The 11,873-nt window shown below is 73.1% G+C and carries 9 protein-coding genes; 2 read left to right on the plus strand and 7 right to left on the minus strand.

Features of this window, described 5'->3' with window-relative positions:
- Positions 1 to 76 precede the first annotated feature (76 nt).
- On the plus strand, positions 77 to 2,314 hold the full coding sequence (locus ABGA99_RS22570) for an excinuclease ABC subunit UvrA (protein ID WP_347580023.1): 2,238 nt from the start codon (positions 77 to 79) through the stop codon (positions 2,312 to 2,314).
- A gap of 18 nt (positions 2,315 to 2,332) precedes the next feature.
- Here ABGA99_RS22570 and ABGA99_RS22575 read toward each other — a convergent pair whose 3' ends face one another.
- Positions 2,333 to 3,853 (minus strand): sulfatase-like hydrolase/transferase, encoded by a 1,521-nt coding sequence (locus ABGA99_RS22575; protein ID WP_347579931.1) that lies wholly within the window; start codon positions 3,851 to 3,853, stop codon positions 2,333 to 2,335.
- Between the two features lie 65 nt (positions 3,854 to 3,918).
- Positions 3,919 to 4,815: a class I SAM-dependent methyltransferase gene (locus ABGA99_RS22580; RefSeq protein WP_347579930.1), complete on the minus strand. Its 897-nt coding sequence runs from the start codon at positions 4,813 to 4,815 to the stop codon at positions 3,919 to 3,921.
- Between the two features lie 399 nt (positions 4,816 to 5,214).
- Here ABGA99_RS22580 and ABGA99_RS22585 point away from each other — a divergent pair, with 399 nt between their 5' ends.
- Entirely contained in the window at positions 5,215 to 6,126 is a 912-nt protein-coding gene (locus tag ABGA99_RS22585) for a LysR family transcriptional regulator (RefSeq protein WP_347579929.1), read from the plus strand.
- 225 nt (positions 6,127 to 6,351) lie between these two features.
- Here ABGA99_RS22585 and ABGA99_RS22590 read toward each other — a convergent pair whose 3' ends face one another.
- The 5 genes from ABGA99_RS22590 to ABGA99_RS22610 form a co-directional block, all read right to left on the minus strand.
- Positions 6,352 to 7,995, minus strand: a complete 1,644-nt coding sequence (locus ABGA99_RS22590) for a cation acetate symporter (RefSeq protein ID WP_347579928.1) — start codon at positions 7,993 to 7,995, stop codon at positions 6,352 to 6,354.
- Positions 7,992 to 8,366 carry a DUF485 domain-containing protein gene (locus ABGA99_RS22595; RefSeq protein WP_347579927.1) on the minus strand — a complete coding sequence of 125 codons (375 nt, stop codon included), beginning with the start codon at positions 8,364 to 8,366 and terminating at the stop codon, positions 7,992 to 7,994. Before ABGA99_RS22595 ends, ABGA99_RS22590 begins: the two co-directional genes overlap by 4 nt.
- A gap of 258 nt (positions 8,367 to 8,624) precedes the next feature.
- Positions 8,625 to 10,418: a cation acetate symporter gene (locus tag ABGA99_RS22600; protein ID WP_347579926.1), complete on the minus strand. Its 1,794-nt coding sequence runs from the start codon at positions 10,416 to 10,418 to the stop codon at positions 8,625 to 8,627.
- Positions 10,419 to 10,443: 25 nt separating this feature from the next.
- Complete coding sequence (locus ABGA99_RS22605) at positions 10,444 to 10,992, minus strand: hypothetical protein (RefSeq protein WP_347579925.1); 549 nt, start codon at positions 10,990 to 10,992, stop codon at positions 10,444 to 10,446.
- Between the two features lie 70 nt (positions 10,993 to 11,062).
- Entirely contained in the window at positions 11,063 to 11,845 is a 783-nt protein-coding gene (locus ABGA99_RS22610) for a LytTR family DNA-binding domain-containing protein (RefSeq protein WP_347579924.1), read from the minus strand.
- Positions 11,846 to 11,873 lie beyond the last annotated feature (28 nt).

Raw genomic sequence — 11,873 nt, forward strand, 5'->3', positions numbered from 1 at the left:
AGCGCAAGCAGCAGAGAACCATCCTCCGGGCCCCGGGCCCGCCGCCGGCGCGGCGAGCCTCGCCGACACCCACGACGTGATCAAGGTGCGCGGCGCCCGGGCGAACAACCTGGCCGGCATCTCGCTCGACATCCCCAAGCGGCGGCTCTCGGTCTTCACCGGCGTCTCCGGCTCCGGCAAGTCCTCGCTCGTCTTCGGCACCATCGCCGCGGAGTCGCAGCGGCTGATCAACGAGACGTACAGCGCCTTCGTGCAGTCCTTCATGCCGAACCTGCCCCGGCCCGACGCCGACGGGCTGCACAACCTCTCCGCCGCCATCGTCATCGACCAGGAGCGGATGGGCGCCAACTCCCGCTCCACGGTGGGCACGGCCACCGACGCGTACGCGATGCTGCGCATCCTGTTCAGCCGGCTGGGCCAGCCGCACGTGGGCACCTCCGGCGCGTTCAGCTTCAACGTCCCCGAGGGCATGTGCCCGCGCTGCGAGGGCCTGGGGGAGGTCTCGCAGATAGACGTCGACCAGCTCGTCGACCGCCGGCTCTCCCTCAACGAGGGTGCCGTCACCATCCCGAACTTCGCCGTCGGCAACTGGTACTGGGAAGTCCTGGTCTCCTCCGGCTTCTACGACCCGGACGCGAAGCTCGCCGACTTCACCGAACAGGAGTGGCACGACCTCCTCCACAAGGAGACCGTGAAGGTCAAGGTCGGCAACCACAACATCACCTACGAGGGGCTCATCCCCAAGATCACGCGGATGTGGCTGGTGAAGGAGCGCGACGCGCTGCAGAGCCACGTCCGTGCGTTCGTGGACCGGGCCGTCGTCTTCGCCGCCTGCCCCGACTGCGGCGGCACCCGGCTCTCGGCCGCCGCCCTCTCCTCGAAGATCCAGGGCCGGAACATCGCCGAATGCGCCGCCCTGCAGATCACCGACCTCGCCAAGTTCGTCCGCGGGATCGAGAGCGAGTCGGTGGGGCCGCTGCTGGACAACCTGCGCGGGGTGCTGGACTCGCTGGTCGAGATCGGCCTCGGCTACCTCAGCCTCGACCGCCCCTCCGCCACCCTCTCCGGCGGCGAGGCGCAGCGCGTGAAGATGGTGCGCCACCTCGGCTCCAGCCTCACCGACGTCACCTACGTCTTCGACGAGCCCACCATCGGGCTGCACCCGCACGACATCCGGCGCATGAACGACCTGCTGCTGCGGCTGCGCGACAAGGGCAACACCGTGCTCGTCGTGGAGCACAAGCCGGAGGTCGTCGCCATCGCCGACCACGTCGTGGACCTCGGCCCCGGCGCAGGCAGCGACGGCGGGCACGTCACCTTCAGCGGCGACGTGCCGGGGCTGCGCGCCTCCGGCACGCTGACGGGCCGGTACCTGGAACACCGGGTTCGGCTGCGCGAGCGGCCCAGGCAGCCGCGCGGGCACATCGCCGTCGAGGGCGCCGACCTGCACAACCTCCGCGACGTCCGCGTCGAGGTGCCGCTCGGGGTGCTCACGGTGGTCACCGGCGTCGCCGGCTCGGGCAAGTCCTCCCTCGTGCACGGCTACCTCGCCGGCCGGGACGGCGTCGTGGTCGCCGACCAGTCGCCGATCCGCGGCTCGCGGCGGTCCAACCCCGCGACGTACACCGGTCTGCTCGGCCCGATGCGTACCGCCTTCGCCAAGGCCAACGGGGTCAAGGCCGCCCTGTTCTCCGCCAACTCCGCGGGCGCCTGCCCCAAGTGCAAGGGCATCGGGCTGATCTACACCGACCTGGCGATGATGGCCGGCGTCGCGTCCGTGTGCGAGGAGTGCGAGGGCAAGCGCTACACGCCCGAGGTGCTGACGTACACGCTGCGCGGCAAGAACATCAGCGAGGTGCTGGGGATGTCGGTCGCCGAGGCGCACGACTTCTTCCCCGCCGGCCAGGCGCACGTCATCCTCGGCCGGCTCGCCGACGTGGGCCTGGGCTACCTGCGCCTCGGCCAGCCGCTCAACACCCTCTCCGGCGGCGAGCGGCAGCGGCTGAAGCTGGCCATCCACATGGCCGAGAAGGCGGCCACGTACATCCTCGACGAGCCGACCACCGGGCTGCACATGGCCGACGTCGACAAGCTGCTGGCGCTGCTCGACCGGCTGGTCGACGGGGGCAACTCGGTGGTGGTCATCGAGCACCACCAGGCGGTCATGGCGCACGCCGACTGGCTGATCGACCTCGGTCCCGGCGGCGGCCACGACGGCGGCCGGGTGGTGTTCACCGGCACTCCGGCCGCCCTGATCGCGGAGGCGGACACGCTCACGGCCCAGCACCTGCGCGAGTACGTCGACCGGGACTGAACCGCCCCCGGGGAGCGCCTACGCCGCCGCCACCCGCGGCATCCACATCGGCTCCTTGCCCAGCTCCGCCCAGATGTACCTGAGCAGCAGCTCGGACTTGAGCCCGGCGCTCCCCGGGTCGTCCCACAGGTTGCGCGTCTCGCCCGGATCGGCGCGCAGGTCGAACAGCTCGCCGTACGTCCGTCCCTGATAGACCGTCAGCTTGTAGCGGTCGTCGACGTACGTGCGCAGGCTGACCGACGTCGGCTCGTGCCGGAACTCGCAGATGACGTGGTCCCGCGCGCTCGCCGCGCCGCCGGTGAAGACCTCCGCCTGGCTGACGCCGGTCATCTCCCGCGGCACCGGCAGCCCGGCCAGTTCCAGGAACGTCGGCGCCAGGTCGACGGTCGACACCAGCGCGGACGAGGCGCGCCCCGCGGGCACCCGGCCGGGCAGCCGGACGAGGAACGGTACCCGCAGCAGGTCCTCGTAGTGGAACGCGCCCTTGGCCTGCAGCCCGTGCTGGCCGAAGAAGTGCCCGTGGTCGGTGGTGAACACCACGATCGTGTCCTCGGCCAGACCGAGTGCGTCGAGCCGGTCCAGGATCCGGCCGACGTAGGCGTCGAGCATGCTGACCATCCCGTAGTACGTCGCCACCAGCCGCCGCCGCTCGGCGGCCGGCAGCCGGTGGGAGTGGAAGCCGTGGACGTACTGCCCCGACTCCTGCCACGGGGAGAAGTCGGGCCGGTCCTGCTGGGTGAGGCCGAAGTGCGGCGGGTTGCCGTCGTGTTCGCCCACGACGGCCTCCGGGACGGTCAGCGCGTCCGGGTCGTACATCCGGTCCCAGGGCTCGGGCACGAGGTACGGCGGGTGCGGGTCGAAGAAGCTGGCCCAGCAGAAGAACGATTCGCCGCGCTCGGCGTACCCTTCCAGCAGCGCGCCGGTGCGCTCGGCGATCCACGCGTTGTAGTGCAGTTCCTCGGGGATCGGCCAGGTGTGCCGCACACCGGGGTCCAGGGTGCCGGTCGGCGGCCGGAAGAACCGCCGCCAGTCCGCGCAGCCCCGCTCCTCCAGCCAGAGCGCGTAGTGCTGGCCCGCGTGCGCCTCCGCGGTGTGGTTGCGGGCCAGTTCCACGTGGTCGAATCCGTAGTACGGGCCGTGGAAGTCCCGCCAGTGGTCCAGGTCCTGCAGCAGCGGGTACGACTCGATGGAGGGGTGCTCCGCCGTGCTCACGAGCGGCTGGAAGTGCGCCTTGCCGACCAGCGAGGTGGCGTACCCGGCGGCCCCCAGGTGCTGCCCGAGCGTCGGCTGGTCCTCGGGCAGTTTGGTGCCGAGCGTCCACGCGCCGTGCTGGCTGGGGTACTTGCCGGTGATCATCGAGGCGCGGGTCGGGGTGCAGGTCGGGTTGGGGCAGTACGCGCGCTCGAAGGCGGTGCCCTGGGCGGCGAGCCGGTCGAGGTGCGGGGTGTGGATCTCGGGGTTGCCGCGGCCGAGGGTGTTCCAGTGCTGCTGGTCGCTGGTGAGGAGCAGGATGTTGGGGCGGCGGGTGCGCTGCGTCATACGGGGTGCTTCCTGACGGGGGCGGGTGGCGTACCCCGGACGGGGGCTCGGTCGTCCGGGGAGGGTCACCCGGAACGGGCCCGGAGTTCAAGCCCCCGCACGGGTCCGGGCGCGGGTGCGGCGCGCAGCGCGAAGATCAGCGGGACCGCGGGCCGGGTCGGCGGCAGCCGCCACCAGCCGCTCTGCGGGTCCCGCTCCATCGCCGCGAACCGCGGCCACGGCAGCAGGTCCGTCTCGCGCAGCAGGTCGACGGCGAGACCGGCGCCGGTCAGCGCCGTGACCACGTCGCCGATGCCGTGGCGCCACTCGTAGCTGGTGACCGGGCCGGTGAGCGGCGGGCCGTCGGTGTACGTGTGCGGGGAGTCCTTGCGTACGGGGCCGCGGCCGGCGAGGTAGTCGTGGCGCAGCAGCAGTTCCGGCACCTCGTCGGGGCTGCCCGCCGGGCCCAGTGAGTCGAGCAGCGGGTGGAACTCGACGACGTACAGCACGCCGCCGGGCCGCAGCAGGGCCCGTACCACCTCGGCCCACGCCGCGAGATCCGGCAGGTAACACAGCGCGCCCTTGCCGGTGTAGACGACGTCGAAGCGCCGGCCGGCCAGCGCCTCGGGCGCCCGGTGCACGTCGGCCCGTACGAACTCCACCTCCCGGCCCGCCTCCGCCGCGATCCGCCGCGCCCCGGCGACGGACGCGGCGGAGAAGTCGAGGCCGACGGTGCGGGCCGCGCCCCGCTCGGCGAAGGCGAGCGTGTCGGTGCCCAGATGGCACATCAGGTGGAGCACGTCCCGGCCGTGCAGGTCGCCGAGGTCGTCCCACTCGAAGGGCGCGAACCAGTCGCCCGGCGCCCGGGAGCCGTCGAGGCCGTAGAAGTCGCTGCGCGCGTGCACCGGGGCGCGGGCGTCCCAGTTGGCCTCGTTGGCGCGGAGCATCTCGGCGACCGTGGGCGCCGGTTCGTCAGCGGTCATGGCACCTTTCTACCCGCGCGGCCTCGCGTTCCCGCACCGTTGCCGGGAAGGGCCCGCCGGCCGCGTCCGGGGCCGGGCGCCCGCGGGTGACGATGCGGCCGCCGGCCGCGTCCACCGTCCGCATCTGCAGGGAGCCGCACTGGCACCGGGTCCAGATCGTCATCCCCCCGCCCGTGCGATGCTGCGAGACGGTGTGGAACGGCGTGCTGTCCGCCCAGCCGCAGTGGGGGCAGTGACCCTCGAACACCTCGGATGTCCTCTCCCCGCCGTGCGCTCCGGCGGTTCTCGTCCGGTCGCGGCCCGTCGGTCCTGGCCCGCGTTGCTCGGTTTCCAGCATGTAAGCTGCGTTCGTTCAGGTCTAGGTTGGATTTATGGACGGCATCGTGAAGGAGGGCCTACATGATTGACCTGCGCCGGCTGCGCGTGCTCCGCGCGGTCGCGTACTACGGCACCGTGACCGCCGCCGCCGAGTCGCTCCACCTCACCCCCTCCGCCGCCTCCCAGCAGATCCGGCAGCTCGGCCGGGAACTGGACGTCCGGCTGCTGGAGCCGCAGGGCCGCCGGGTGCGGCTCACGCCCGCGGCGCGCGGGCTGCTCGCACACGCCGACGTCATCGAGGCGCAGTGGGAGCGGGCGGCGGCCGAACTGCACGCGATCGGCGAGGAGCCGGCCGGCGAGCTGCGCATGTCCGGCTTCCCGAGCGCGATGTGCCGGCTGCTGGCGCCGGTGGCCGGCGCGCTGCGCGCGGCGTATCCGCGGCTCGACGTGCGGCTGCGCGAGGCGGAGCCGGCGGACTGCTACGACCTGCTGTTCGACTGCGAGACGGACCTCTCCGTCGTGGAGGCGTCCGCCGAGGCCCCGGCCCGCGGCGACCAGCGCTTCGAGCAGCACACGCTCATCGAGGACCCCTTCGACCTGGTCGTGCCGGAGGACCACCCGCTGGCCGCGCGCACGGCGATCGAACTCGCCGAGGCCGCGGGGGAGCGGTGGATCATCGGCCCCCCGGGCGTCTGGTCGCGCCAGCACGTGCTCGCGGCCTGCAGCGCGGCGGGCTTCGGGCCCAACGTGACGCACGAGGCGTGCGACTGGACCGTGACGGCGGTGATGGTCTCGAACGGCCTCGGCGTCGCCCTCGTGCCCCGGCTCGCGCAGTTCTCCGGGGTACCGTCGATCCGCCGGGTGCGGATCACCGGGGTGCCTGTCCCGTCCCGTACGTTCCTCACCGTCACCCGGCGCGGCGCGACCGGCAGCCCCGCGGTGCGCGCCGCGCTCGACGCGCTGCAGGTACGGGCGAAGGAGACGGTCGGTTAGCCGAAGGGCCCGCGGGCCCGCAGGAGCACGGAGCCCGCGGGCCCGCGGGAGTGGGGGGAGGGGGCGGGGCGGAGGAGGGTGCCCCGCCCCCCGGGGAGGGGGGTGGGTGACGACCGGACGGCAGGCGCTCGGGCACCGCCGGCCGGCCGCCGCTCGGATGCCGGCGGGGAACCGGCGTGGCCGGGCGGGCCGTGGGTACGGCCCGCGCCGGCCCGGCGGCGGTGCCTAGTGGGCGCCGGCGCCGGTGAGGGAGCGGACCTCGAGTTCGGCGTACTTCTTGCCGGTGGCGTCCTCGTCCTTGGACAGGATCGAGCCGAGCCAGCCGAGGAGGAAGCCGGCGGGGATGGAGATCAGGCCCGGGTTCTCCAGCGGGAACCACTGGAAGTCCACACCCGGCCACATGCTGGTCTCCTTGCCGGAGACCACCGGGGAGAACAGCACCAGGAACACCGAGGTGAACAGGCCGCCGTAGATGGACCACAGCGCGCCCTGGGTGGTGAACCGCTTCCAGAACAGGCTGTAGAGGATCGTGGGCAGGTTCGCCGACGCCGCCACGGCGAAGGCCAGGGCCACCAGGCCGGCGACGTTGAGACTGCCCGCGAAGACGCCCAGCAGGATGGCGACCGCGCCGATCCCGACGGCCGCGATGCGCGCCGCCGCGATCTCCTCCTTCTCGGTGGCCTTGCCCTTGCGGATGACGTTGGCGTACAGGTCGTGCGCGAACGACGACGACGAGGCCAGTGTCAGTCCGGCGACGACCGCGAGGATCGTGGCGAACGCGACCGCGGAGATCATCGCGAGCAGGATCGCACCTCCGGTGGATCCCGCTCCGCCGCCGATTTCCTCCGCGAGTAGTGGTGCCGCGGTGTTGCCCGCCGGGTTGGACTCGACGATCGTCTCCTGTTTGATCAGCGCGGCGGCGCCGAAGCCCAGCGCGATGGTCATCAGGTAGAAGCCGCCGATGATGCCGATCGCCCAGAGCACGGACTTACGCGCGGTCTGCGCGGTCGGCACCGTGTAGAAGCGGATCAGGATGTGCGGCAGACCGGCGGTGCCCAGCACCAGCGCGATGCCCAGCGAGATGAAGTCGATCTTCGAGGTGGTCGTCACCCCGTACTTCAGCCCCGGCTCCAGGAACGCCGCGCCCTTGCCGGAGTTGTCCGCGGCGGCGCCCAGCAGCTGGGAGATGTTGAAGTCGAACTTCGCCAGCACCAGTATCGTGATCAGCAGGGTGCCCAGGATCAGCAGCACGGCCTTGATGATCTGCACCCAGGTGGTGCCCTTCATGCCGCCGATGGTGACGTACAGGATCATCACCAGGCCGACGAGGACCACGATGAGGTTCTTGCCCGCCTCGCCGGTGATCCCCAGCAGCAGGGCGACCAGCGCGCCGGCGCCGACCATCTGCGCCAGCAGGTAGAAGATCGACACCACGATGGTCGACACCCCGGCCGCGGTGCGTACGGGACGCTGGCGCATCCGGTACGCGAGCACGTCGCCCATGGTGAACCGGCCGGAGTTGCGCAGCGGTTCGGCGACCAGCAGCAGCGCCACCAGCCAGGCGACCAGGAAGCCGATGGAGTACAGGAACCCGTCGTAACCCGCCAGCGCGATGGCACCGGCGATGCCCAGGAAGGAGGCCGCGGACATGTAGTCCCCGGAGATCGCCAGCCCGTTCTGGAAGCCCGTGAAGGAACGGCCGCCCGCGTAGTAGTCGGTGGCGTCCTTCGTCTTGCGTCCCGCCCACACCGTCACCGCCAGCGTGAGCGCCACGAAGACCGAGAACAGCGTGACGATCAGCGTGCGGTGCTCACCCGGATCCGACTGGGCGACCATCTGCAGCGCGTTCGTGGTGGTGGCGCCCGTCATTTCCCGACCTCCGTGCCATTGCCGGCCACCCGGCCCTCGACCTCAGTCTTGAGCTGCTCGGACCTGGGGTCGAGCTTCGCGGCCGCGTGCCGCGCGTACCACCATGCGATGGCGAACGTGGTGACGAACTGCGCGATGCCGAGCACGAACGCCACGTTGATGTTGCCGACGACCTCCGTGCCCATGAAGCCGCCCGCGTAGTTCGACAGCAGCACGTACAGCAGGTACCAGGCGATGAATCCGACGGTCAGCGGAAACGCGAACGAACGGTGTGCGCGTCGCAGCTCCCCGAACTCCTCGCTCTGCTGTACTTCCTCGTATATGTCCGGCGATCTGCCGGTCGGGGGCGTGCTGCTCATCGCGGCCTCCATGGGCGCCTTGGGGGACGGGGGTGTCCGGACGGGCCGGGCGCGGCCACGGTAGAAGCGCGCGGGCCGCCGTGGGAGCCGCCGCGCGACGGTGGTGCCGTGAACGGCGGCGCGGATGCGCCGAGCGGTAGCGAAGGCACGACGAGCGGTCGGTCAGGCGGCGATACGCCCTCGCCGGCTGCCGGCCGGCGGTGGGTCAACCGGCCCTGCACGGTGGGCCGGCCGGCGGCGTCGGTCAGCGCGCCGGCCGTACGCCGTCGGTCAGCCGGCCGTACGCCCCGGGCGGCGCGGCAGGTCCAGCGACTCGGGCGCGTGCAGCCGCAGCAGCGCGTGCGCCGTACCGCTGGGCACACTGCGCCTCGTCAGCCACGAGGCCCCCACCATCACCGCGAACGCCAGCGGCACCGTCCACGCTGCCGGCCGCGCCAGCAACGCCCCGGGCCAGCCGCCGAGTTGGACGCCGAACATGGTCGCCGCCACCGTCGCCAGCGCCGCCCCGCCGCCGACGAGCAGCCCGGCGGCGGCGCCCTGCGGGGTCAGCCCGCGCCACCAGATGCCGAGCAGCAGCAGCGGGCAGAACGACGAGGCCGCGACCGCGAACGCCAGCCCCACCACGTCCGCGACGGGCCGCTCCACGACCACCAGCGACGCCACGCACGGCACCGCCGCCGCGGCGACCCCGGCGAGCCGCAGCCGCAGCACGGTCGCCCGCACCTCCGCGCGGGCGTCGGCCGCCTTGCCCGGCGGGGCCGTCGCCCGCCGGGCCCGTCTGCGCTCCAACTCCTGCCCCAGCACGCCCGCCACCGACATCGTCAGGCCGGAGGCGGTGGACAGGAACGCCGCGAACGCCCCCGCGGTCAGCAGCGTGCCGAGGACCGCCGCCGCCGGGCCGCCGCCCAGCAGCCGGTCGGGGAGCAGCAGCAGCGTGGCGTCCGTGCGGCCGGTCATGAGGAGTTCGGGCGTGTAAAGGCGGCCGAGGGCGCCGTAGAGCGGCGGCAGCAGGTAGAAGGCGGCCAGCAGCCACAGCACGGTCCAGGTGGTGCGGCGCGCGGCCGGGCCGTCGGGATTGGTGTAGAAACGGACGATGACGTGGGGCAGGCCCATGGTGCCGAGCAGGGTGGCGATGAGCAGCGAGTACGTGCCGTAGCCGGGGTGTTCCGTGCCGGACAGCGGGCGCGTCCAGTTGAGGCCGTCGACGGGCTCCTCGTCGACCGGGTGCGGCACGTCGGCGCCGGCCGGGAACCGTACCCGGGTCTCCTCGCCGATCGCGTGCACGCCGGGGCCGATGCGCACCCGCTCCCCGTCCAGCCGCTCGCCGTCGAGCCGGCCGTGCACCGTGACCCGTACCGGATCCTCGACCCGTACGTCCACCGCCTGGTGCACGGTCACCGTCGTCGCGTCGCGGAACCGCGGCGGCGCGTCGGCGTCCGGCCACGGCGCGCCGTCCGCGCGCCAGGCCAGCAGCAGGAAGATCACCGGCACCGCGAGGGCCGTCAGCTTCAGCCAGTACTGGAACGCCTGCACCGCCGTGACGCTGCGCATGCCGCCGGAGGCGACGGTCGTCATCACCACCGCCGCGACGGCCACCGGGCCGACCCACAGCGGGGCGCCGGTGACGGTGCGCAGGGTCAGCCCCGCGCCCTGGAGCTGCGGCAGCAGATAGAGCCAGCCGATGAGGACGACGAGCACCGAGGCGAGCTGCCGCACCCGCTTCGACTGCAGCCGGGCCTCGGCGAAGTCCGGGACGGTGTACGCGCCGGAGCGGCGCATCGGCGCGGCGACGAAGGCGAGCAGGACCAGATAGCCGGCGGTGTAGCCGACGCCATACCAGAGCATGTCGGCGCCGTACGCGAGCACGAGGCCGGCGATGCCGAGGAAGGACGCGGCCGACAGGTACTCGCCGCCGATGGCGGAGGCGTTCTGCAGCGGCGTCACCGCGCGGGACGCGACGTAGAAGTCGGAGGTGGCGCGGCCGGGGCGCAACCCGTACACGCCGAACAGGGCCGTGGCGACGCAGACGACGGCCACGGCGACGGCGGGCTGGACGGTGTTCACGTGCTGTGCCCTGTCACGACTGCCGTCACGACCGCTCGACCAGGTCCGCGAACTCGGCCTCGTTCTTGCGCGCCTGGCGCTGGTACACCCACGCCAGCGCGAGGATCACCGGGTGCACCGCGACCCCGATCACCAGCCACGGCACGGGCACACCGGCCATCGTGGCGTCGCGCACGCTGGGCACCGTCGCCAGCAGCATCGGCAGCGCGCCGAGTACGACGGCGAGGGCGCCGACGACGAAGGCGGCGAGGCGCAGTTGGGTGCGCATGAGCGAGCGGAGATAGACGTCGCCCAGCGGCGTCTGCCGGCCCAGGTCGTCGGCGACGAGGGCGCGGCTGCCGGGCAGGGGCTGGGAGCTGCGGGCGGCGAGGGTGCGCGGGTGCGCGACGGTCACGCGCGGCGGCGGCTCGGGGGGTTCGGGCGGGGCGGTGCCGGGCGGGGTGCGGCCGGGGGGTACGCGGGACTCGGGGGTGCCGTTTCGCGGGGTGCCGTCGGGCTTGCCGTTCTGCTGCGTTCCGTTCTGCCGGGTGCCGTTCTGCTGCGTCCTGCTCTTCTGGGAATTCGCCTTCGCCACGCGGCCGCCGGGCGTACCGGCCTTCCGCGTGCCGCTCCGCGGTGCGGAGATCCCCCGATCGCCCGCCACGTCACACCGCCGCCGTCGGTGGATGTCGGACCAGCATCTCGCGGACCTGGCGGGTGTGCCGGCGGCTGACCGGCAGCACGTGCCCGCCGAGGACGACGTACGTACGCCCCGCCTCCATGCGCAGCTCCCGCACGTGGTGCAGGGCGACGAGGTGGCTGCGGTGGATGCGGACGAACCCGGCCGCCCCCCACCGCTCCTCCAGCGTCGCGAGCGGAATGCGGACGAGGTGGCTGCCGCCGCCGGTGTGCAGCCGCGCGTAGTCGCCCTGGGCCTCGGCGTAGAGCACCTCCCTGCGCTGGACGAACCGCGTGACACCGGCGAGTTCGACGCTGATGACCTCGTCCGGCACCGCCGCCCGCTCCGGCGCCGCGGCGCCCGGCTCCGGCACCTCCTCGGGCACCGGCTCCGCGGCCGACTCGGCGCACCGGCGCACCGCCTCGGCGAGCCGCTCCGGCGCCACGGGTTTCAGCACGTAGTCCGCGGCGTGCAGGGCGAACGCCTCCACCGCATGATCCTCGTGCGCGGTGACGAAGACCACCCGCGGCGGCTGCGCGAACCGGGATATCAGCCGGGCCAGCGCCAGCCCGTCCAGGCCGGGCATGCCGATGTCGAGGAACACGGCGTCCACGGAACGGCCCGAGGCCAGCGCCCGGTCGAGGGCCAGCAGCGCCTCCTGTCCGTCGCCGGCCGTCTGCACCTCGGCCACCCGCGGGTCGCGGCGCAGCAGGTACGCCAGCTCCGCCAGGGCGGGCTCCTCGTCGTCGACGGCGAGAGTGTGCAGCATGCGGGAACCCTATGCGGGGCGCGGCGGC

Source organism: Streptomyces sp. B5E4, from assembly GCF_039871555.1.
Classification (GTDB): domain Bacteria; phylum Actinomycetota; class Actinomycetes; order Streptomycetales; family Streptomycetaceae; genus Streptomyces.